Source organism: Halegenticoccus tardaugens (assembly GCF_004116405.1).
GTDB classification, from domain to species: Archaea; Halobacteriota; Halobacteria; order Halobacteriales; family Haloferacaceae; genus Halegenticoccus; species Halegenticoccus tardaugens.
Window position 1 is genome coordinate 80,964 of sequence record NZ_SDIC01000006.1, and the last position, 21,522, is coordinate 102,485.

Below are 21,522 nucleotides of genomic sequence, written 5' to 3' on the forward strand. Positions count from 1 at the left end.
TTTTTGCCGATCCGCGACGAGGTGTCCGGCATGCTCCCCGACGTTCTCGCCGCCGCCGACGAACCGCGCGCGATCGACACCCACGCCCACCAGCCGACGCGAGAGTTCCTCCGCGACGCCGGCGGCGAGATGATGCGCGACGCCGCCAGCACGTTCGGGACGGAGCTGGAGACGTGGGACTACGACGAGATGCGGGCGGAGTACCGCGAGGCGGGCGTCGCCCGCGCCGTCCTCCTCGGCTGGGACGCCGAGACGAACACCGGCAACCCGCCCGTCCCGAACGACCACGTCGCCGAGGTGCGCGACGAGCACCCGGACTTCTTCGTCGGCTTCGGGAGCGTCGATCCCCTGAAGGAAGACTGCGTCGAGGAGGCCGAACGCTGCGTCGAGGATCTCGACCTCTCGGGGTTCAAGTTCCAGCAGATCGCCCAGGGGTTCGACCCCAGTTCGCCCCGGCACCGCGAGCTGTGGAACGCGATTGAGAGCCTCGGCGTCCCCGTGATCTTCCACGGCGGGAACTCGACGCTCGGCGCGGGCAGCCCGGGCGGTCGCGGCCTGCGCGTGAAGTACGGAAACCCGATGCTGATCGACGACGTGGCCGCCGAGCACCCCGCCCTCCCCATCCTCATCGCGCACCCGGCCTTCCCGTGGGAGAAAGAACAGCTCGCGATCTGCCAGCAGAAGGGCAACGTCCACATGGACCTGTCGGGGTGGCTCCCGAAGTACATCGACGAGCAGGTGCTCCACTACGCCGGGACCGTCCTCCGGGACAAGGTGATGTTCGGCACCGACTACCCGATGATCCGACCCGGACGCTGGCTGGCGCAGTTCGCGGCGCACACGGACTACGACGAGGAAACGCAGCGGAAACTGCTCTGGGAGAACGCGGAGGCGTTCCTCGGGCTGTAGCCGGCTCCGCCTGTCGCTCAGAACTCGGGCTCGCGCTTCTCCAGAAACGCGGAGACGCCCTCCTCGTGCTCGGGCGTGTCGTACGCCTGCGCCTGGAGCATCGCCTCGTAGTCCAGCGCGTCGCGCCAGTGTCGCCCGGCGTTGCCGTGTAGCGCCTGCTTCACGTGTCCGACGGTGCTCGTCGGACGCGCCCGCAGCGTCGCCAGCAGTTCCTCGACGGCCGCGTCCAACTCGTCGGCGTCGACGGCGCGGTTGATCAGCCCCATGTCGACCGCCTCCCTCGCGTCGACGAGCCGCCCGGTGATCGCGAGGTCCTTCGCGGCGCGAAGCCCGACGAGTTGCGGGAGCAGGAACGTCCCGCCGGTGTCGGGGACGAGACCCACTTTGACGAACGCCGCGCCGAACCGCGCGTCGTCGTCGGCGTACGCGAAGTCCGACACCGCGGTCAGCGCGAGCCCCGCGCCCACGGCGTCGCCGTTCACCTTCGCGACGATCGGCACCGACGACTCGATGGCCGCCGCCGCGACCCGCCCGAAGGTGGATCGCATCGTCTCGTACGACTCGCGGTTCGACGCCTCGCGCTCCGCCATCGCCTGCACGTCGCCGCCGGCGGAGAAGGCCCGTCCCTCGCCGGTCAGCACGCACGCGTCCAGTTCGTCGGGGTCGAGCGCCTCGATCGCGTCCGCCAGTTCCGCGGCGATCTCGGCGGTCATCGCGTTCATCGCCTCGGGTCGGTCGAAGGTGATCGTCCGGACGCCGTCCTCGTCGCTCGTTCGCATGGTGAATCTATCGCGGGCGATAACATAAACTCCGGCGGCGGTCGAACTCGTCGACGCGAGCCGCGGGCTCCGCCGGCGGTCGAGAACCCCGAGGTGTTCGAAACGGCCGTCCCCGTTTTGCCGCTGGCGGTCGCAGGTGGTCGTATGCTCGGGTCCCTCGCGGACGCCGCGGGCGTCGGGAGGGCGGTGCTCGCGGAGTTCAAAGCCAAGAACGTGACGTTCATGGCCGGCAGCATCGCCTACAACGCGTTCGTCTCGCTCGCGCCGCTGATCGTCCTCCTCGTGCTCGTCGTGTCGGCGTTCGGGAGCGGCGAGCTGGAAACGCGCGTCATCGCGCTCACGAAGCAGCACCTGACACCATCGGTGGGCGGCTTCGTCGAGAGCGCGCTCGGCGGGGAGAGCGGGCAGGCTGGGGCGTCGGTCGCCGGCCTCGTCGTGCTCGTCTGGGGGACGCTGAAGATCTTCCGCGGCCTCGACACGGCCTTCTCGGATATCTTCGAGTCCGAGGAGGAGAACGCCCTGACGGACCAGCTCCGCGACGGCCTCGTCGTCCTCGTCGCGCTCACGATCGCCATCGCGGCGCTCGTCGCGGCGAGCGCGGCGTTCGCGGCGTTCGATTCGTTGCCGTTCCTCGGGTGGCTGAACCCGATCCTCCTCGTCGTCGGCCTCAGCGTCGCGTTCTTTCCCCTGTACTACGTCTTCCCCGACGTCGACCTCTCGCCGCGGGAGGTCGTCCCCGGCGTCGTCGTCGCCGCGACCGGCTGGGCGGTCCTCCAGGGGCTGTTTCAGGTGTACCTCGAATACACCGGTCAGACCAGCCCGTCGGACGTCCTGAGCGGGATCGTCGTCCTGCTCACGTGGCTCTACTTCAGCGGCCTCGTGCTCCTCTTCGGCGCGGTCGTGAACGCCGTCCTCCACGGCCACGCGACCGCGTCGGACGAGGCCGTCGCGGTCGGCGGAAACGGCGACGGCCGCGCCGAACTGCTCGAAGACGCGCGCATGAACCGCGACGAGGGTGCGGCCTACCTTCGGCGGCTCAGGGAGGATCTCACCGGACGCTACGAGGGGATGCGACCGACGGCGACCGACGGCACGAAGGGCAGACGATCTATGCCCGAAGACAGCCGGCTCGAAGTGACCGAACGATCGTACACCGAAAACGGACGGGAGGTGCAGGAGGTGCGGCTCAGGTGGCCGGCGGAGCCTGACGAGTGAGTCGGGTTCGGGCGCGACGTCGCTGTCGACCGTCGCGCTCGATTATTCGACGCTCGATCGCCCGTCTTCTGCGCCGTCCCGCTGCCTCACCCGAAAGCCTGCGCGAACAGCCCCGCCTGCCCCCGTCGCAGGCGCTCAAGAAACGCCGACTTGCTGATCCCCAGCTCCGCCGCCACGTCGGACGCGGTCGCCCCTCGCGGCACCGCGAAGTAGCCCATCTCCAGCGCGGTCCGCAGCGCGGCTTCCTGCGAAGGCGTCACGTCCCACCGCCCCGACGCGGACGGCTCCCCCTCCGGCCCGACGGGGTAGAGGCGTTCGAGCCTGACGCCGACGGCCTCGCCCGCGGCTTCGAGCACGCCCTGGAGCACCCCGTACCCGACGACCGCGCCCGTGTGACGCTCGACTCCGGCGCGGTAGGTCAGCGTCTCCGCCATGAACCCGACGTTCGTCAATTCGTGGACGACGCAGGGCCGCTTCGAGAGGCAGCGGTAGGTGTCCCGGCCGTCGTCCGTCGTCCGGTGGAGGTAGCGGATGCGGTCGTCGGCGTCGAGCGCGCCGGCGAGGTCGTCGCTTCGCGGCGCGCTGAATCGCAGGAGGGCGTACCCGTCCGCGCGCAGTTGGGGCGGCTCGCACTCGACGTCGACCCCGGTCGTGTCCGAGGCGGCCGCGAGCGGGCAGTCGTCGCCCGTCACGCGGAACTCCACGGCGAGACACTCGTCGATCATCGACTCCACTACGCCGCCGTCGATTTATAAATGCCGTCTATGCGCGGGGTAACGGGTATGCGCCCGAATCTATAACTATCTTCCATGGACCTCGACACCGTCAAAGCGGAGGCCGGGCCGCGGCGGTTCAGCCCAAAGGACGACATGCCGGAGGAGTACCGCAAGGCGGCGACGCGGATGATCCAGTTCCACGCCAACTCGGAGGTGATGGGCGGCTACCTCGACAAGCAGTTCACCCGTCACGCGCCGAGTCTCGACCGGAAGCTCGCCTGCACGGCGAAGGTGCAGGACGAGATCGGGCACGCGCAGTTGCTCTACCGCGCGGCGGAGGCGCTCGGCGTCAAGACGCGCGAGCAGATGCTCGACGAACTCGAATCCGGCGAGGGGAAGTTCCTCAACTGCTTTCACTACCCGGTCGACTCGTGGTACGAAGCGCCGATGATCGACTTCTTCGTCGACGGCGGGGCGATGCGCCGGCAGGCGACGCTCAAGCGCACGAGCTGGGAGCCGTACGCCCACGCGATGGACAAGGTCTGCTTCGAGGAGGGCTTTCACGTCAAACACGGCGAGGACATCCTCCGGGAGCTGATGTCCGGCTCGAAGGCGACGCGGGAGCGGGTGCAGGCGGAGTTCGACGAGTGGTGGCCGCGCATCCTCCAGTTCTTCGGCCCGATGAACGAGGAGAGCACGCACAACGACTTCGCCCAGCAGGTCGGGCTGAAGACCGTGAGCAACAGCGAACTCAGGCAGGCGTTCCTGAACGCCTACGTCCCGAAGGCCGAAAAGCACGGCCTCGAAATCCCCGACGAACCCCGCATCGTCTACCACGAGGACGAGGGCCGCTACGAGGTGATCGAGGAGGACCTCGACTGGGACGAGTTCTGGACCGTCGCGAAAAACGACTACGAGGGGAGCTACGAGCAGATCGGCTCGCGCAGGCGGCGACAGGAGGCGGTCTCGTGGGTCCGAAGCGCCATGGATAGCTGGGAGAACGCGACCGCGGGGGCGGCCCCGCAGGCGGCCGACTGACCATGATCTGGGAAGTGTTCAGACAGGAGAAGCCGGGCGACTACCACAAACACTGCGGCAACGTTCACGCCCCCGACCGCGACATGGCGGAGCTGTTCGCGCAGATCCAGCACGGACGCAGGATGCAGACGCACAGCCTCTGGGTCGTCCCGCAGGGGGAGATCAGCGAGGTCGACGACGAGGAGGCGCGCTTCGGCGGCGCAACCGACAAGGCGTACCGGTGGGCGATGACGTACAACCGCGTCGACGCGAGCTTCGCCCGCGAGGTCGCGGAGTCGGAGCGCGAGCAGCGCGAAGCCGCCCGAAAGCGCACGGAGGCAGAGCCGTGATCGACGGACCGGGCGACCTCGCGGACCGCGAGCGCGAGGCGGTCGAGGAGTTGCTCTTCCGCCTCGCGGACGACGAGTTCGTCCTCGCCGAGCGCTACACGGAGTGGCAGATCTACGCGCCGACGCTCGAATCCGACCTCGCGCTGGCGAACGTCGCGCAGGACGAGTACGGCCACGCCCGCCTGTGGTACGACCTGCTGCAGGAACTCGGCTACGCCGAGGCGGACCTCATCTGGGAGCGCGACCCGGCGACGTGGACCCACTCGACGCTCGCCGAACTCGCCTTCGAGGAGGGCGACTGGGCGGACGCGATGGTCCGGAGCTACCTGTACGACGTGGCCGAACGACTGCGGCTGGAAGCCCTCGTCGACACGAGCTACGCGCCGATCGCCGACCGCGTCGGGAAGGCGCTCGCGGAGGAGGGATACCACCGCGAGCACGCGCAGAGCTGGCTCGATCGACTCGCCGTCGAGCCGGGATCGGAGAGCCACGATCGGGTACGGGCGGCCGTCGAGCGGCTGTTCCCGCACGCGCTGACGCTGTTCGAACCCGGCCCGCGCGAGGACGCGATCGTCGAGTTCGGCCTCCGGACGGAGACGCTCTCGGACCTCCGGACGGCGTGGCTCGAGACGGTGATCCCCTACCTGGAGGCGCTGGACCTCGACGTACCCGACCCGGACGACGCGTCGCTTCCGACGGTCCGCGGTCGCGACGGCTCCCACACCGACGACTGGTTCGACCTGTTCGAGTCGTTCACCGCCACGTACGACGAACTCGGAAGGCGCGAGCCGGCCCGGCTCCGGGGTGAGAACGCGTGAGCGCGGACGACGAGTTCGAACTCGACGCCGGCTCGGACGCGTGCGGGTACACCGACTACGCCGCCGGCGACGCGCCCGACGAGTACCCGAAGACGGGCGAGGGGGCCACCGGCGTCGAGCGCGAGATCTGGGACGCCCTCTACGAGGTCGAAGACCCCGAGATGCCCGTGAGCGTCGTCGACCTCGGGCTGATCTACGGCATCGAGGTGGCGGACGGCCGCGCACTGATCGAGATGACGCTCACCTACACGGGCTGTCCGGCGCGCGACATGCTCACGAACGACGTCCGCTGCGCCGCGATGACGGCGCCGGGGGTCGACGACGCGGAGGTCCGCCTGCGCTACTCGCCGGAGTGGAACGTGAACATGGTGACCGCGCGGGGGAGAGAGAAACTGCGCGACTTCGGGCTGAGCGTCTGATCATGCGGTTCGATCCGAGCACCACCGCGGGGGACGACGATGCGAGCGCGGCCTGCCCCTACTGCGGGTCGACGAACACCGTCCGCGACCACCCGAAGGGTCCCGGCCTCTGCCGGTCGATGCACTACTGCGAGGACTGCGAGCAGCCGTTCGAGAAGTTCGGGTAGGGCCGTTCGCGGGCGCAGACTCCCACGGGCTCGTTCTTTCCCCCCTCCGACGTGCTATGGCTTGTTGGCTCGCCGACACGCTGCCCGACTGAAGCCGGAGATGCTACGATCCGACTTCGCTTCTGCCGTCCTCGAACCACGCCTCAATCATCGCCCGCGCGATGCCCCTCGATACGTTCCCGCCACTCGTCCGGAATCGGGCGCGACTTCCCCGTCTCGCGGTCGAAGACGACTTGCACCGTCTCCGCGATCGCTGCGAGGTCTCCGTCCGCGCGCACCTCGTACTCCATCGGGATGCTCGACGTTCCGAGGTCGGACGCGCTGACGTCGACGGTGACGGACTGTCCGTGCGTGATCGGCGAGCGGTAGTCGATGGAGAGCGAGGCGAGCACCGTGTCGGCGTCGACGAGCGAGCGGTCGAGCACGTCCCGAAAGTACGCCGAGCGAGCTTCTTCGAGGAACGTCGCGTAGACGGCGTTGTTCACGTGGTGCATGGCGTCGATGTCGGCGAACCGGACCTGTACGTCGGCGGTGTACCGCGTCGCGTTCATGCGCCGCGTAGGGTCGCCCCCCACGTGAACGTGTGGTCGACATCGTCGCCGACGTGCAAGGCGCCGCGATCGGCGTCCCTCAGAGGTCGAACAGTTCGGCCGCCTGTTCCATGTCCTTGTCCCCCCGACCGCTCAGGTTCACGACGATCGTGTCGTGCTCGTCCGCGACCCGCTTCGCCAGCGCGACCGCGTGGCTCGATTCGAGCGCCGGAACGATCCCCTCCGTCTCGCTCAGCGTCCGGAAGGCGTCGAGGGCCTCGTCGTCGGTGATCGCGCGGTACTCGCAGCGCCCGACGGCGCGGAACATGGCGTGCTCCGGTCCGACTCCCGGGTAGTCGAGACCCGCCGACACGGAGTGAACTTCCACGTCGTCGTCGATGACGCGCGTCCGCATCCCGTGGAGCACGTCCGACTTGCCGCTCGAAAGCGGCGCGGCGTGCCTGGTCGACGTCGCGCCCTCGCCGCCGCCCTCGCCGCCGTAGAAGGCCACGTCGTCGTCGCGGAAGGCGTGAAACAGGCCGATCGCGTTCGATCCGCCGCCAACGCAGGCGACCGCCGCGTCCGGCAGGCCGCCGGTCTCCTCGACGATCTGCTCTCGCGCCTCCTCGCCGATGACCGACTGGAACTCCCGGACCATGCGCGGGAACGGATCGGGACCCACCGCCGAGCCGACGAGGTAGTGGGTGTCGTCGACGTTCCCGGCGAAGTCTTCGAGCGCGGCGTCGACGGCGTCCGCGAGGCCGGCCCCGCCGCGGGTGACCTCGTTGACCGCCGCGCCCATGAGGCGCATGCGGAAGACGTTCATCCGCTGGCGATCGGCGTCCTTCCTCCCCATGTAGATCTCGGTGTCGAGGTCGAACAGCGCGCCGACCATCGCCGTCGCGGTGCCGTGCTGGCCCGCCCCCGTCTCTGCGATGAGCCGCGTCTTCCCCGCCTTCTTCGCCAGGAGCGCCTGCCCGACCGCGTTGTTGATCTTGTGCGCCCCGCCGTGGAGCAGGTCCTCGCGCTTCAGGTAGACGTCCGCGCCGTACGCCTCGGAGAGTCCCGTCGCGTGGTACAGCGGCGTCGGCCGCCCGGCGTACGCTTCGAGCACGTCGAGAAACGCCGCCCGGAACTCCGGCGTCCGGACGACGTTCTCGTACGCCTCGGCCAGCCGTTCGAGCGGTTCCTCCATGACCTCGGGGACGTGCCGTCCTCCGAACTCGCCGAACGTCCCCGGCGTCGCCTCGTCCTGTCGCGTCATGGTCGATCACGGTCGTTCGGGCACAAGTGCGTGTCGGTGCCGGGATTCGTCGACGCCCGGCCGATCGCCGATCCATCGCGCCGAACGCCGCCGACCTCCGCGCGGAACGCCACACGTTTAATCCCGCGGCCGCGCAACCGACGGCCATGACGACAGACGCGTGGTTCGCCGGGATCGATCCCGACGACGCCGACGCCGCGGCCGAGCGCATTCGGAACGGATCGGCCGACGAACCGGACGACTGGCCCGCCCGGGCCGTCGCGGACGGCTTCGCCGCCGACGAGGGGGCGTACTACGCGGCGCTCCGCGAGGCGACGATCGACGCCGCCCGCGACGCCGCCGCGGAGCGCGAGCGCGCCGACGACAGACAGCTCGTTCACGCCGTCAGAGCCATGGACGACGCGGAGCGAACCGCGAACGAACTCGCCGAGCGACTCTCCGAGTGGGCCGGGACGCTGTATTCGGAGGCGGGCACCGGCGTCGAATACGCGCGGGAGCTCGCCGACCGCGAGCCGGAGGGTCCCGTCGAGGAGCGAGTCGTCTCCCTCGCCCGCCGCGTCGTCGACCTCGCGGACGAACGCGACGCGCTCCGGGCGTTCGTCGAGCGGCGCGCGCCCGACGCCGCCCCGAACCTCGCCGAGATGGCCGGGCCGGTGCTCGCCGCCCGGCTGCTCTCTCTCGCCGGCGGGCTGGACGCGCTGGCGAAGAAGCCGAGCGGGACCGTCCAGGTCCTGGGCGCGGAGGACGCCCTGTTCGCCCACCTCGCCGGGCGCGCGCCGTCGCCGAAGCACGGCGTCATCTTCACCCACGAGTACGTCCGCGGCACCCGGCCGGCGGACCGCGGCTCCGCCGCCCGCGCCCTCGCCGGGAAGCTCACGCTCGCCGCCCGGGTCGACAACTACGGCGGCGAGTTCCGACCCGAACTCCACGAGGACCTGCGCGAGCGGATCGAGACGATCCGGGCACGCGCGGACGAGGCGGAGGACGGCGGCGGAGCCCGCCGCGGAGACGGCGACGCCGGAGGCGACGACCGATGACCCCGCCCCTCCCGGGCGGCGTCGAACGGCGGGCGTTCGACGGTCGCGAGCGTCTCGTCACCCGCGGGCGGCCCGTCTACGGCGAGCCGACGGACGGCGGGTGGCGCGTCTGGGACGCCGGCCGGTCGAAGCTGGGCGCGATGCTCGAACTGGGGATGGACACCGGCCTCGGCGGCGGCGAGTCGGTGCTCTACCTCGGCGCGGCCAGCGGGACGACCGCGAGCCACGTCGCCGACTTCTGCGGCCCGACGTACGCCGTCGAGTTCGCCCCCCGGCCCGTCCGCGACCTCGTCGGCGTCGCGGCGGACCGCGAGAACCTCTTTCCGCTCCTGAAGGACGCCCGGAAACCCCGGACGTACGCGCACGTCGTCGAGTCGAACCTCGACGCCGTCGTCCAGGACGTGGCGACGCGCGGGCAGGCGCGCGTCGCGTCGCGCAACGCCCGGTTCCTCCGCGACGGCGGGCGGCTCCTCGCGGCGATCAAAGCGCGAAGCGAGGACGTGACCGCGGAGCCGGCCGACGTGTTCGACGCCGTCCGCGACGAGCTCTCGGAGACGTTCGAGATCGTCGAGAGCCGGCGGCTGGAGCCGTACCACGACGACCACCTCGGCGTCGTGGCGCGCCTGAAGTAGTCCGAAAACCGGAGTGTACCACTCAGTAGTTGCACTTTTGTCCGTCGCGCGCCGACGGCATCGCATGGCCTTCACGGACGAACTGGCGGCGGACGCGGAGCCGATCTTCGACGCGATCGTCGAGCACCCGATGGTCCGCGGGATCGGCGACGGAACGCTGGACGAGGAGCCGTTCCGGTACTGGGTGAGACAGGACTACGTCTACCTCGTCGACTACAGCAGGGTGTTCGCCCTCGGCGCGGCGAGCGCGCCCACCCTCTCGCGGATGGGCACCTTCGCCGAACTACTCTCCGAGACTGTCAACACGGAGATGGACCTCCACCGGTCGTACGCGGCGGAGTTCGGGATCGACGAGGCGGCGCTGGAGGCGACGGAGCCGGGGCCGACGACGCGCGCGTACACCGACTTTCTCGTCCGGACGGCCGCGACCGGCACTTTCGGCGACCTCGTCGCGGCGCTCCTGCCCTGCATGTGGGGATTCAACGACACCGGAACGCGGCTGGCGGCGGAGGGGCTCCCCGACGACGAGCGCTACGCCGAGTGGATCCGGACGTACGCCGGGGAGGACTTCACGCAACTGACGGAGTGGTGTAAGGGGTTGATGGACGAGGTCGCGGCCGAGTCGACGGTCGCCGACCGCGAGCGCCACCGCGACCTGTTCGTCACGTCGGCGCGGTACGAGTACCGATTCTGGGACGCCGCGTGGCGGCGGGAGGAGTGGTCGGTGTGACGGGGACGTTCGACGACGCCGACGCCGATCGGTTCACCGAGTGGCTCCGACGGCGGTCCGAACCCGACTGGACGGCGGCGACGACCCACCGGTTCACGGAGGAACTCGGCGACGACGCACTCTCCGACGACGCGTTCCGGCGGTACCTCGTCCAGGACTACGCGTTCGTCGACACCCTCGCGAGCGTCGTCGGCTACGGCGTCGCGCAGGCCCCGACGATGGCCGAGAAGCGCCGCCTCGTCGTCTTCCTCGACGCGCTCACCGACGAGGAGGACGACTACTTCGAACGGTCGTTCGACGCCCTCGGCGTGCCCGCGGTCGACCGCGAGAGCCCGGAGCTGACGCCGACGACGCTCGGCTTCGGCGACCTCCTGCTCGCGGCCGCGCGCGGCGGCGACTACGAGGAAACGCTCGCCGTCCTCCTGGCCGCGGAGTGGGTGTACCACGCCTGGGCGGCGCGGGTCGCCGACCGGTCGCCCGATCGGTTCTACCTCCGCGAGTGGATCGCGCTCCACGCGAACCCCGAGTTCGACGACTTCGTCGGCTGGCTCCGCGCGGAGCTGGACGACCGCGGGCCGACCCTCTCCCCGCGCCGACAGCGACGCGTCGCCGACCTGTTCCGCCGCGCGGTCGCCGCCGAGGTCGCGTTCTTCGACGCCGTCTACGACGGCTGAGTCGTTTCGCGTCGCATCGCGAGATTCTCGGGTGGTACCACAACCTTATTCCCACTCGAACCGCGTAGCTCGGATGTGATCGACGACGGAACGCGGTCGGGAGGCGGACGGCGGTGGTGAGCACGACGCTCGCGCTAGGCGTGACCGTCCTCGCGCTGGGTGCGTTCGCCGCCATCGGGATCTGGTACTCGCGGGGGCGCGTCGACTCGGTGGAGGACTTCATCTCGGCGCGCGACAGCACCGGCGAGGGGATGACGACGGCGACGCTCGTCGCGTCGGCGATGGGGGCGTGGATCCTGTTCAGCCCCGCGGAGGCGGGCGCGCGCTTCGGCGGCCTCGCGGCGATCCTCGGCTACGCCGTCGGAAGCGCCGTGCCGATGCTCGTCTACGCCGTCCTCGGCCCTCGTATTCGGCGACTCATCCCCGAGGGGCACACGCTCACGGAGTACGCGTACGCCCGGTACGGTCCGACGATGTACGGGTACGTTCTCCTCGTCAGCGTCGCGTACATGTTCATCTTCCTCGCGGCGGAGATGACGGGAATCGCGGGGGCGCTCTCGCTCGTCGCGGGCGTCCCGGAGTGGCAGACCGCCGCGCTCGTCGGCGGGTTCGTCCTCGCGTACACCGCCTACGGCGGCCTACGGGCGAGCATCCTCACCGACACCGTTCAGACGCTCCTCATCCTCCCGCTCCTCGCGGTGGGGTTCGGCGCGGCCATCCTCTCGCTCGGCGGGACCGACGGAATCTATCGAACCGCCGTCGCCGCGAACCCCGACCTGCTCTCGCTCGGGTTCGTCCCCGGCCTCCAGTTCGGGCTGTACGTCGTCGTCGCGATCCTCGGAGCGGAGCTGCTCAACCAGGCGTGGTGGCAGCGCATCTACGCTGCCCGGGACTCGTCGACCCTCCGGCGATCGTTTCTCCTCACGGCCGTCACGGTCGTTCCGATGGTCCTCCTCGCGGGCCTCTTCGGCGTGGCCGCGGCTGGTCTCGGCCTCGTCGGCGATCCCGGCGACGCCAGCATCGCCTTCTTCCTCGTCGTCGACGAGGCGTTCCCCGGGTGGACGGCGCTCGCCGTGGTCGTCCTCGCGGTGCTCCTCGTGACGAGCACCGCCGACACGCTGTTCAACGCGCTGTCGAGTCTGATCACCGCGGACCTCCCGCGCCTGCTCGACGATCCCGACCGCGGGACGCTGACCGCGGCGGCTCGGGTTCTCACCGCCGTCGTCGCGCTCGCGGCGACGGTCGTCGGGGCGCAGGGGTACAGCGTCCTCGCGATCTTCCTCACCGCCGACCTGCTCGCGTCGGCGACGTTCTTCCCCCTCCTCTACGGCCTCTACTCCGAACGCGCGACCGAACGCGGCGTTCTCCTCGCAGCGCTCGCGGGGCTGGCCGTCGGCCTCGCGTACTTCCCGACCGCGCGCCCCGCCATCGCCGCACTGGCCGGTCTCCCCGAGCCCTCGTTCCTCTACGCCTTCCTGGGCGCGGCGCTCGTCTCCAGCGGGTTGACCGTCCTCTCCGCCCGCATCCTCGGCGGCCGGTTCGACCTCGGCCGCCTGGGACGAGAGATCCGACGCCTCGACGCGCCGTCGGACGGCGACCTCGCCGGGGGTGACGACTGATGGTCGTCGGCCCGACGGCCTTCGCCGCGGTCGTGTGGGGGTCGGTCGCCCTCGTTCTCCTCGTCTTCGCGTACGAAGTGTACGCCGTCGTCCGCGACGTCCGTCGGTGATCCGCCCGCCGCCGCTTCGCCCGCGACTTTTCGCGCCGACCTTCTCGCACCTTCCGCTCCGCCCGCCTCGCGCCGATCGACGTCGGTCCTCTCACTCGCGCATTCCTCGGTGATAACACCGGGTAGAAACCCTTTTGCACCCGGCCCGCGCCCCCTGCGTTATGACCCCGGGAACCGCTCCGGCCGCCGCCGTCGACCGCTTGCGCGACGCGCGTCGTCTGCTCTCGCGGACGGGACCGACGTGGTTGGCGGGGGCGATCGCCGCCGGGCCCGCGACGATGGCGAGCCTGGTCGTCGCCGGGGCGACGTTCGGCTACGCGCTCCTGTGGATCGTCGTCCTCTCCGCCGCGCTGGGCGCGCTCGCGCAGTACCTCGCCGCGCGGCTCTGTCTCCTGACGGAGGCGGGCATCGTCTCGACCGTCGAGACCCACCTCGGCGAGCGGTGGGCGTGGACGCTCGTCGCCGACGCCGTTCTGGCGGCCGGGCTCGCGCAGCTCGTCATCATGAAGACCGTCGCCGACGTGAGCGCGACCGTCACCGGCGTCGACGCCCGCGCGTGGGGCGTCGCGTGGGCGATCGTCCTCGCCCTCGGCCTCGCCGGCGGGGGGTACCGCGTCGCCGAGGTCGGCGCGAAACTCCTCGTCTCCGCGGTGGTCGTCGCGTTCGTCGCCTCGTTGTTCGTCGTTCCGACCGATCTCGGCGCGGCGGCCGGCGGGCTCGTTCCGCGCGTCCCCGCCGGACTCGACGGCGCGCTCGTCGCCGCGGGCGTCCTCGGCGGCGCGGTCCACGTCACGCTCATCACGATGCAGTCGTACACCATGCGCGCCCGCGGGTGGGCGCGCGGTGACGAGGGGCCGGTCCGCCTCGACGTCGGCGCGTCGATGCTCGTCGCCTTCGGCGGCTACAGCCTCGCCGTCTTTCTCGTCGCTGCGAGCGTTCTCCACGGTCCCGACGCGTCTGCGGGCGATCTCACGGCGACGGCGGCTGCCCGGGCGCTCGGGCCGCTGGTCGGTCCCGCCGCGGAGTGGCTGTTCCTCCTCGGCCTCTGGGGGGCCGCCGTCTCGACGCTCGGCGGGAACACGGTCGTCCCGCCGTACCTCGTCGCCGACAAACTCGGCTGGGAGACCGAGGTGAGCGACCGTCGGTACCGCGCGCTCCTCGTCGCCGTCGCCCTCCTGTCGAGCCTCGGCGCGTTCCTCGGCGGCGCGTTCTTCCCGCTCTTGGTACTCGTCCTCGCGTTCGGCCTCGTGGGAACGCCCTTCGCCGTCGCGATCGTCCTCGTTCTCCTGAACGATCCCGAGGCCGTCCCCGAGATCGCGCCCGTCCGGCTCACCTTCGCCGGAGGGATCCTCTTCGCTGTCGCAGCCGTCACGGCCGGTTCGTTCGTCCACGAGCAAGCGGCGGGCGGGCTCGACGATCCGGTCTCGGCGTTCGTCGTCGGATTCGCGGCCGTCCTCGCCGCCGCCACGCTCGTCCTCCTCGGGAAGACGGCTCGATCGTTGACGCGCGGCGGCCGGCGGACCGCCGCCGAGTGAGCGCACCGGTGGCGTTCGGAGCGCGTGGGGTTCGAGGTGCGCGACGTTCGGACCGCAGAGCCAGACGGTCGGAGACGGAGAAAACGTCCCCGTGCGCCGCCGTCGCCGAAGTCCACGAACTATTTAATCCGCGCTCGCAAAGCAGGTGCCGATGGAGCTTGGTTCGCGGGAGTCGTTCGCCGAGATGGGCACCCTCGGCGTCGAGGAGGAGTTCTTCATCGTCGACGCCGAGGGCCGGCCGGCGTCCGGCATCGACGACCTCGTCTACGGCGAGGAGCCGCCCGCGCCGCTCGCGGGACGACTCGACCACGAGCTGTTCGAGTTCACGATCGAGACGCAGACGCCGCTCATCGAACGCCCGGGGGACGCCCGGGATGCCGTCCTCTCGGTCCGGGAGGCGCTCGTCGAACACGCCGAACGACACGGCTACCGAATCGCCGCCGCGGGACTCCACCCGGCGGCGAAGTGGCGAGAGCTCGACCACGCGCAGAAGCCGCGATACCGCGCGCAGCTGGACCGTATTCAGTACCCGCAGCACCGAAACACGACCGCCGGTCTCCACGTCCACGTCGGCGTCGACGACGCCGACAAGGCCGTCTGGATCGCGAACGAACTGCGCTGGTACCTCCCGCCGCTGCTCGCGCTCTCGGTCAACTCGCCGTACTGGGGCGGCTTCGACGCCGGGTTGGCGTCCGCCCGCGCGAAGATCTTCGAAGGACTGCCGAACACGGGAATGCCGACGGCCTTCGCGGACTTCGAGGCGTACCGGCGGTTCGAACGCCGGATGGTCGAGACGGGGTCGATAAACGACCGCGGGGAGCTCTGGTACGACGTGCGGCCGCACACGGGTCACGGAACGGTCGAAGTCCGCACCCCGGACGGCCAGTCCGACCCCGACGTCGTCCTCGCGTTCGTCGAGTACGTCCACGCGCTGGTGCTCGACCTCTCGGAGCGGTACGACGACGGCGAGCCAGGCGTCGATCTCCGTCGCGAACTCCTCGACGAGAACAAGTGGCGCGCGATGCGGTACGGCCGAGACGCGGATTTCATCGCCCGGGACGGGGAGGGGACGGTCGGCCTCGAACGGATCGTCGAACGGGAGTGCGACCGCCTCGGCCTCGGCGGCATCCGCGAGGTGCTCGACCGCGAAAGCGGGGCGGCGCGCCAGCGTCGGCTCCGCGAAACCGAGGGGATGGACGCGCTGTGCGAGTCGATCGTCCTGTGATCCGGACAGTCGACCGCGGAAGCGGTTTCCGGGGGCGTCATCGCGCCCTTCTGGGAGCTGACAAGCAAACGTTTTTCCGCGCGCGGTTCTGACCTTTCGCGCAGAACATATGTCCTCCGACGATCCGACCGACGAGTCCCGAGACGACGCGACCGAGGACGCCGTCGACGACCTCTCGGACGAACTCGACGAGACGGAAGCACAGCGCACGGCCCGAAAACGGCTCGAAGAGGGAGCCGACCGCGCGGTCGAGGAGTTCGACCAGAGCATCGTCGACCTGCTCGCGTGGCTGCTCGACACGGAGACGCGGGCGCGGATCTACGTCTACCTCCGCAAGCACCCGAACAGCACGAGCGAGGAGGTTTCCGAGGGGACCGGGCTCTATCCGAGCACGGTCCGCGAGGCGCTCGCGGAGCTCCACGACGAGAGCGTCGTGACGCGGGGGAAGCGCGAACACGCCGGCGCGGGCAACAACCCCTACGAGTACGAAGCGATCGCGCCGAGCGAACTCGTTCGCGGCGTCGTCGGGCAGCTTCAGCGCGAACTCAACACCGTGTTCAACCTGGACCGACGGCTCGGCGGCGACGAAACCGACGACGAACCGGTGACGATCACCGTCGGAGACTCCGAAGACGACGCGTTCGAGGGCGGCGAATTCGAAGGCGGCGAGTTCGAGACCGAAGAGCGAGAATTCGACGAGTTTGTGGACGACGCGGAGGCTGGCGACCTCGCCGCGTCCGACGCCGACGAGGACACCGACGACGACGACGCGACCGAAGACCGTCCGTAGTCCCCCTCGCGGTCGGCTCCGCGCCGCTTCGACGCTGTCGAGCCGACCTGTTTAAGTGGCGGGGCGTCAACGGCGTGGTATGAACGTCGCGCTGGGCGGGACTTTCGATCCCGTTCACGACGGCCACCGCGCGCTGTTCGAGCGGGCGTTCGAACTCGGCGACGTGACCGTCGGGCTCACGTCCGACGACCTCGCCCCGAAGACGAGACACGTCGACCGGTACGTTCGCCCGTACGAGGCGCGCGAGCGCGACCTCGCGGCCGAACTCGAACCGCTCGCCGAGGAGCACGGCCGCGAGTTCGAGATCCGCGAATTGGAGGTGCCGACGGGGATCGCGACGGAGCCGCGGTTCGACGCGCTCGTCGTCTCCCCCGAGACCGAACGCGGCGGCGAGGAGATCAACCGCATCCGCGAGGAGCGCGGGATCGACCCGCTCCGCATCGAGATCGTCGATCACGTCCCGGCGGAGGACGGCAAACGAATCTCCTCGACCCGAATCGCCCGCGGCGAGATCGACCGCCACGGCAACCTCACGCCCGAGCGAGAGGGCCGGTCCCGGACCGAATAGCTTCTTCGAGCGGCCGCTCGACTCGTAGGGGTCGTCGTAGCAGTTCAAGGATTCGCTCGACGGGGTTCGAAACGCGGTACCGAGTCTCGTCGCCCTCCACGCACGGACGGCGACGATACCCCCTCTCACCACCCCGGCGGCCGGAACCCGGCGCGTTCGAGGATCTCTTTCCACCGCGACTGGACGCTGAGCCGCGTCACGCCCATCGCCTCCGCGACGGCCGTCTGCGAGCGCTCCTCGCCCGCGATGAGCGCGCCGGCGTAGAGGCTCGCCGCCGCGGCCGCGCGCTTCGAACGGTCCGCCGGTGGGACGTCCGAGAGGAAGAGGTCGGCCGCGTTCGAGCGCGCGTCGGAACCGAGGTCGAGGCGGTCGCTGGCGCGGTCGATCTCGGCGAGCCACTCCTCGTTGTCCACGCGGTCGCGGGCGCGGTACATGGAATCGCTTTTGACGCGATCGTATATAAACCGTCGCCGACGGCCCCGGGTAACGACAGTTTCTTACTCGGCTTGGCTGTAGGATCCGGTGCGCGTGGGTAGCCGAGCCAGGCCAAAGGCGCAGCGCTTAGGACGCTGTCCCGTAGGGGTCCGCCGGTTCAAATCCGGTCCCACGCATTTTCTGTCCGAGCGACAGCGAGGACGAAAATCGCAGGACCGGAGGGACCGAGAGAGTAGGGTCGATTCGAATCAGGGAGTGAAGCGAGCGTGAGGAGCGGAACGACCGTGGTTCGAATCCGACCCCACGCATTACGACCTACGCTCACCGACGCGACTCCCCGCACTCGTGACACGCTGCCACCTCTCCGCCCCACCTCCGCCGCAACGCGCACCGTTCGATACACCCGAACACATCGAACAAAAATAACGAAACCGATTGACTCACCCGCACTTCCGCCCCACTCCTGCACCCCATCACAGCCTCCGTACGGATCACTCAGAGAATCATATCGGTTCGCGAGTAAACGTAAGACGACCGCATGACGCCCCCGCAAACCTTTTTCCCGTCGACTGAGTGGTAAGTCGCAATGGGGACCCTAACTGAGTTTCTCGACGAACTCGTGGCGAACGTGGACGGCGTGCTGTTGTTTTCTCCCAGCGGGTCGTACCACGAGCGCCTCGTCGAAGCGGACCCCCAGGAGGACCTCGTCGTCGTCGCCCCCGAGAACGCGGTCGAGGCGGAGACGTTCGTCCAGCTCCCGCTGGAGTTCGACAACGTCCGCGACCGCATCAGGTTCGGCATCGAGGGCGCGATGGAGCGCGAGCTCTTCGAGGAGGGCGACGTCGTGGTCTGTGCGGTCTCGACGTTCGGCGGCGACGTCGACTCCGTGGTCCGCGTCCGCGTCAGCGAGAACATGCGCTCCGGCATCTACGACCTCTTCGTGAACTCGCGCGCGGACCCGAGCGTCATCCGCGACGTGTTCGAGGTCGCCATCGAACTCGGAAAGAAGGGACAGAAGGGCAAGCCCGTCGGGGCGCTGTTCGTCGTCGGCGACGCCGGCAAGGTGATGAACAAGTCGCGGCCGCTGTCGTACAACCCCTTCGAGAAGTCGCACGTCCACGTCGGCGACCCGATCGTGAACGTGATGCTGAAGGAGTTCTCCCGGCTCGACGGCGCGTTCATCGTCTCCGACTCCGGGAAGATCGTCTCGGCGTACCGCTACCTCGAACCGTCGGCCGAGGGCGTCGACATCCCGAAGGGGCTCGGCGCGCGGCACATGGCCGGCGGCGCGATCACCCGGGACACGAACGCGACGGCGATCGTGCTGTCGGAGTCCGACGGCCTCGTCCGCGCGTTCAAAGGCGGGAAACTCATCTTGGAGATCGACCCGGAGGATTACTGACGATGGCGCAGTTCGACGTCTACGCCGGCGCGGTGCCGGTGCGGTGGTGGCTCGCGTTCGGCATCATCCTCCTCGGCGTGATACTGGGACTGCTGGTCAACGTCGTGAACCGGAAGCTCCTGACGCGCGCCGGCGTCCCCGAGGCGATCGAGGGAACGGGCTTCGAGCGGATGGCGCGGGAGATCGGCACCTCCACCGTCGCGATCCTCGCGCGGCTGAGCATGTACTTCGTCGTCGTCCTCGCCGTGCTCGTCGGGCTGACCGTCGCCGAGATCCAGTACACCGAGGTCTTCTGGAGTCAGGTCGTCGAGTTCATCCCGCAGGTGTTCATCGCGCTTCTCATCCTCATCATCGGCATCGTCGTCGGCGAGAAGGTCGAACTGCTCGTCGCCGAGCGACTCCGCGGGGTCAAACTCCCCGAGATCGGATTCATCCCGATGCTCGCGAAGTACAGCGTGTTCTACGTCTTCGTACTCATCGCGCTGAACCAGGTCGGCGTCGCGACGCTCGCGCTCATCGTCCTCCTGGGCGTGTACGCGGTCGCCGTCGTCGGCCTCGCCGCCGTCGCGTTCCACGACATGCTCTCGTCCGGCGCGGCGGGGATCTACCTCCTCCTGAACCAACCCTACGGCATCGGCGACGAGGTGAAGATGGGCGACCGACGCGGCATCGTCCAGGAGATCGACGTGTTCGTCACCCACGTCGAGAGCAACGGCGACGAGTACATCATTCCCAACAACAAGGTGTTCCAGGACGGGATCGTCCGCATCCGGCGGTGACGGAGCGAGCGCCGCGACGGCTGTCAGCGCGATGTCCGCGTTCCTCCTTCGCCGCCCGACTCGCGCCGAACCTCCGTCGCCGGGACGCCAGCCACCGTCGTCCCCGGCGGCACGTCCCTGTCGACGAGCGAGTTCGCCGCGACCTGCGCGTCAGCGCCGATCCGAACGCCCGGGAGGACGACCGCCCCCGCGCCGATCATCGCCCGCTCGCCGACGACGACCCTCCCGGTCCGGTACTCGTCCTGCAGGAACTCGTGGCAGAGGAGCGTCGCGTCGTAGCCGATGATCGCGTCGTCTTCCACCGTGATCAGCTCCGGCCAGAACACGTCCGGCGTCGATTCGAGCCCCCACGAGACCCCCCGGCCGACGTCGACGCCGATGCCGCGAAGGAGCAAGTTCTTCAGCCGCAGGCTCGGCGAGATCCGCGCGAGCACGATCGCGGCGTAGTTCCGCGCGACCGCGATCGGCGACCTCGCTCGCGTCCACGACCACAGGGAGTTCCGCGCGCCGGGCGTCGGGTGCCGAGAGAGCCGATCGTGACGCCTCCCGCCGTCAGCGTCTGTCACGGCCGGACGTTCCCCGCGACCGGTATTAAGTGGGGCGGGTCGGAGGAGCGCCGGGAGGGGGTCAACGCGGGTCGGAGCGACCCGCGGCCTAGATGCTCGTGTCCTGTTCGGCGAACGTGAGCCGCCAGTTCGAGCGATCGGCCAGGAACCGCTCCGCGATCGCCGACTCCCAGTCGTCGTCGGCCGACAGCGACCGGGCGACGACGGGGGTCGGCTCGGTGGCCACCGAGAGGGGTCGCCGATCGTCCCGGAGGAAGCCGAGGCGGGAGAGGGCCCGCGCCGGGAGCGTCCCCTCGGCGGCCTCGAACACGTCCGTCTCGGGGTGGTCGTCGACGACGGCGGCGAGCAACCGCTCGAACGCCGCCGTCTGCTGATCCGCGCCCGCCATGGGGAGGGCGTCCATGATCTTGGTGACTGCTGCCCTGTCGCTCGGCTGCGTGCAGGCGACGAGCCCCGCGACCGTTTGCCCGTCGCGCTCGGCGGTGTACGAAACCGTCTCCCAGTCCGGGTTGGCGAACCGCCACCGGTAGAACTCCCGCTCGCGCGGCGCGTGCAGCGTCTCGGGGGTCGAGAGCGCGTACAGCGATGCGAACCGGTCGACGGGGATCCGATCGTGCCGCGTGACGGCGACGTCGGATCCGCGCCGACTCCGACGCGCGTTGGCGGCGAGGTATCGGCGCATCGCCGTTTTCGCCCCGACGCCGAGTACCTTGCTGTCGGAGCCGAGGAACGCCGACGGGTCCTCGATCCGGTAGGCCCTCGCGACCGTCCCGACGTCCCGCCAGCCGAGCTTCAGGTACGCCGACTTCGCCTGTCGGTTCGGGAAGTTGAACACGAAGTCGGGTTCGCCGTCCGTGTACCGGCGGAGGGCCTTCTTCGTCATCCGGGTGAGGAGCCCGTTGCGCCGGTGGTCGGGGTGGACCATCGCGTCGGCCGGCTGGACCGCCGACGCGGTCGCCTCGCCCGCGCGGACGCGAAAGGAGATGAACGGCTCCGCGCCGACGATTTCGCCGTCCCGTTCGGCGACGAACGCCCGCACCTCGTCGGTGTAGGGGCCGGCGTATCGCCACTCGAACCACTCGGGCGTCCGGCGCTTTTCGAACACCGCCTCGTACAGGGCGAGGATCCCGTCCCTGTCGCCGGGCGCGTACTCGCGGACGACGTACTCGTCCGTCGAACGCGACACCGTTCGATCCGACGTCGCTCGACTCATATCGGGGTAACGTCCGACGAAGG

The 21,522-nt window shown here is 69.9% G+C and carries 25 protein-coding genes and 1 tRNA gene; 19 read left to right on the forward strand and 7 right to left on the reverse strand.

Annotated elements, in window-relative coordinates:
* Positions 1-30: 30 nt before the first annotated feature.
* A complete protein-coding gene (locus C3L37_RS16290; RefSeq protein WP_129115658.1) occupies positions 31-909 on the forward strand; it encodes an amidohydrolase family protein in 879 nt (292 codons plus the stop codon).
* A gap of 17 nt (positions 910-926) precedes the next feature.
* Here C3L37_RS16290 and C3L37_RS16295 read toward each other — a convergent pair whose 3' ends face one another.
* The gene (locus C3L37_RS16295) at positions 927-1,688 is read right to left on the reverse strand and encodes an enoyl-CoA hydratase/isomerase family protein (RefSeq protein WP_129115659.1); all 762 of its coding nucleotides are present in this window, start codon (positions 1,686-1,688) and stop codon (positions 927-929) included.
* Positions 1,689-1,832: 144 nt separating this feature from the next.
* On the opposite strand from C3L37_RS16295, the gene C3L37_RS16300 reads away from it, so the two are divergent.
* Positions 1,833-2,903, forward strand: a complete 1,071-nt coding sequence (locus C3L37_RS16300; protein WP_129115660.1) for a YihY/virulence factor BrkB family protein — start codon at positions 1,833-1,835, stop codon at positions 2,901-2,903.
* Positions 2,904-2,989: 86 nt separating this feature from the next.
* Here the strand turns inward: C3L37_RS16300 and C3L37_RS16305 are convergent, their stop codons facing one another.
* The gene (locus C3L37_RS16305; RefSeq protein ID WP_129115661.1) at positions 2,990-3,628 is read right to left on the reverse strand and encodes a helix-turn-helix domain-containing protein; all 639 of its coding nucleotides are present in this window, start codon (positions 3,626-3,628) and stop codon (positions 2,990-2,992) included.
* Positions 3,629-3,712: 84 nt separating this feature from the next.
* Here C3L37_RS16305 and paaA point away from each other — a divergent pair, with 84 nt between their 5' ends.
* Genes paaA through paaE form a run of 5 tightly spaced genes read left to right on the forward strand, consistent with a single transcriptional unit; the run spans position 3,713 to position 6,390 of the window.
* Positions 3,713-4,657: a 1,2-phenylacetyl-CoA epoxidase subunit PaaA gene (gene paaA / locus C3L37_RS16310; RefSeq protein ID WP_129115662.1), complete on the forward strand. Its 945-nt coding sequence runs from the start codon at positions 3,713-3,715 to the stop codon at positions 4,655-4,657.
* A gap of 2 nt (positions 4,658-4,659) precedes the next feature.
* On the forward strand, positions 4,660-4,986 hold the full coding sequence (gene paaB / locus C3L37_RS16315) for a 1,2-phenylacetyl-CoA epoxidase subunit PaaB (protein ID WP_129115663.1): 327 nt from the start codon (positions 4,660-4,662) through the stop codon (positions 4,984-4,986).
* Positions 4,983-5,804: a 1,2-phenylacetyl-CoA epoxidase subunit PaaC gene (paaC, locus tag C3L37_RS16320; protein WP_129115664.1), complete on the forward strand. Its 822-nt coding sequence runs from the start codon at positions 4,983-4,985 to the stop codon at positions 5,802-5,804. Before paaB ends, paaC begins: the two co-directional genes overlap by 4 nt.
* Positions 5,801-6,223, forward strand: coding sequence for a 1,2-phenylacetyl-CoA epoxidase subunit PaaD (gene paaD, locus C3L37_RS16325; RefSeq protein ID WP_129115665.1), 423 nt, complete (start codon positions 5,801-5,803; stop codon positions 6,221-6,223). The genes paaC and paaD overlap by 4 nt, the downstream gene beginning before the upstream one ends.
* A gap of 2 nt (positions 6,224-6,225) precedes the next feature.
* Complete coding sequence (paaE, locus tag C3L37_RS24455; protein ID WP_164974779.1) at positions 6,226-6,390, forward strand: 1,2-phenylacetyl-CoA epoxidase subunit PaaE; 165 nt, start codon at positions 6,226-6,228, stop codon at positions 6,388-6,390.
* Between the two features lie 143 nt (positions 6,391-6,533).
* Here the strand turns inward: paaE and C3L37_RS16330 are convergent, their stop codons facing one another.
* Positions 6,534-6,941, reverse strand: coding sequence for an acyl-CoA thioesterase (locus C3L37_RS16330; RefSeq protein ID WP_129115666.1), 408 nt, complete (start codon positions 6,939-6,941; stop codon positions 6,534-6,536).
* A 79-nt stretch (positions 6,942-7,020) separates the two neighbouring features.
* Positions 7,021-8,184, reverse strand: a complete 1,164-nt coding sequence (gene trpB, locus C3L37_RS16335) for a tryptophan synthase subunit beta (protein WP_129115667.1) — start codon at positions 8,182-8,184, stop codon at positions 7,021-7,023.
* Between the two features lie 146 nt (positions 8,185-8,330).
* On the opposite strand from trpB, the gene C3L37_RS16340 reads away from it, so the two are divergent.
* The 9 genes from C3L37_RS16340 to C3L37_RS16380 all read left to right on the forward strand — a co-directional run bounded on the left by C3L37_RS16340 (position 8,331) and on the right by C3L37_RS16380 (position 17,104).
* Positions 8,331-9,221: an NOP5/NOP56 family protein gene (locus C3L37_RS16340; protein WP_129115668.1), complete on the forward strand. Its 891-nt coding sequence runs from the start codon at positions 8,331-8,333 to the stop codon at positions 9,219-9,221.
* On the forward strand, positions 9,218-9,853 hold the full coding sequence (locus C3L37_RS16345; protein WP_129115669.1) for a fibrillarin-like rRNA/tRNA 2'-O-methyltransferase: 636 nt from the start codon (positions 9,218-9,220) through the stop codon (positions 9,851-9,853). Before C3L37_RS16340 ends, C3L37_RS16345 begins: the two co-directional genes overlap by 4 nt.
* Positions 9,854-9,917: 64 nt before the next feature.
* Positions 9,918-10,583: a thiaminase II gene (gene tenA / locus C3L37_RS16350; RefSeq protein WP_129115670.1), complete on the forward strand. Its 666-nt coding sequence runs from the start codon at positions 9,918-9,920 to the stop codon at positions 10,581-10,583.
* Positions 10,580-11,257 (forward strand): TenA family protein, encoded by a 678-nt coding sequence (locus C3L37_RS16355; RefSeq protein WP_228546290.1) that lies wholly within the window; start codon positions 10,580-10,582, stop codon positions 11,255-11,257. Before tenA ends, C3L37_RS16355 begins: the two co-directional genes overlap by 4 nt.
* A gap of 113 nt (positions 11,258-11,370) precedes the next feature.
* A complete protein-coding gene (locus tag C3L37_RS16360) occupies positions 11,371-12,876 on the forward strand; it encodes a sodium:solute symporter family transporter (protein ID WP_129115672.1) in 1,506 nt (501 codons plus the stop codon).
* Between the two features lie 271 nt (positions 12,877-13,147).
* Entirely contained in the window at positions 13,148-14,521 is a 1,374-nt protein-coding gene (locus tag C3L37_RS16365; protein WP_129115673.1) for an NRAMP family divalent metal transporter, read from the forward strand.
* A gap of 151 nt (positions 14,522-14,672) precedes the next feature.
* The gene (locus C3L37_RS16370) at positions 14,673-15,746 is read left to right on the forward strand and encodes a glutamate--cysteine ligase (protein ID WP_129115674.1); all 1,074 of its coding nucleotides are present in this window, start codon (positions 14,673-14,675) and stop codon (positions 15,744-15,746) included.
* A gap of 109 nt (positions 15,747-15,855) precedes the next feature.
* Positions 15,856-16,536, forward strand: coding sequence for a helix-turn-helix domain-containing protein (locus C3L37_RS16375; protein ID WP_129115675.1), 681 nt, complete (start codon positions 15,856-15,858; stop codon positions 16,534-16,536).
* 79 nt (positions 16,537-16,615) lie between these two features.
* The gene (locus C3L37_RS16380) at positions 16,616-17,104 is read left to right on the forward strand and encodes a phosphopantetheine adenylyltransferase (RefSeq protein ID WP_129115676.1); all 489 of its coding nucleotides are present in this window, start codon (positions 16,616-16,618) and stop codon (positions 17,102-17,104) included.
* Between the two features lie 125 nt (positions 17,105-17,229).
* Here the strand turns inward: C3L37_RS16380 and C3L37_RS16385 are convergent, their stop codons facing one another.
* Positions 17,230-17,538, reverse strand: coding sequence for a transcription initiation factor IIB family protein (locus C3L37_RS16385; RefSeq protein WP_129115677.1), 309 nt, complete (start codon positions 17,536-17,538; stop codon positions 17,230-17,232).
* 92 nt (positions 17,539-17,630) lie between these two features.
* Between C3L37_RS16385 and C3L37_RS16390 the strand changes: the two genes are divergently transcribed.
* The 3 genes from C3L37_RS16390 to C3L37_RS16400 all read left to right on the forward strand — a co-directional run bounded on the left by C3L37_RS16390 (position 17,631) and on the right by C3L37_RS16400 (position 19,720).
* Positions 17,631-17,715 (forward strand) — tRNA-Leu (locus tag C3L37_RS16390).
* Positions 17,716-18,125: 410 nt separating this feature from the next.
* Positions 18,126-18,941, forward strand: coding sequence for a diadenylate cyclase (gene dacZ / locus C3L37_RS16395; RefSeq protein WP_129115678.1), 816 nt, complete (start codon positions 18,126-18,128; stop codon positions 18,939-18,941).
* 2 nt (positions 18,942-18,943) lie between these two features.
* Positions 18,944-19,720: a mechanosensitive ion channel domain-containing protein gene (locus tag C3L37_RS16400; RefSeq protein ID WP_129115679.1), complete on the forward strand. Its 777-nt coding sequence runs from the start codon at positions 18,944-18,946 to the stop codon at positions 19,718-19,720.
* Positions 19,721-19,743: 23 nt separating this feature from the next.
* On the opposite strand, the gene C3L37_RS16405 is transcribed toward C3L37_RS16400, so the two are convergent.
* Positions 19,744-20,286, reverse strand: coding sequence for an acyltransferase (locus tag C3L37_RS16405; RefSeq protein WP_129115680.1), 543 nt, complete (start codon positions 20,284-20,286; stop codon positions 19,744-19,746).
* Between the two features lie 88 nt (positions 20,287-20,374).
* Positions 20,375-21,499, reverse strand: a complete 1,125-nt coding sequence (locus C3L37_RS16410; RefSeq protein ID WP_164974780.1) for a GNAT family N-acetyltransferase — start codon at positions 21,497-21,499, stop codon at positions 20,375-20,377.
* Positions 21,500-21,522: the final 23 nt, after the last annotated feature.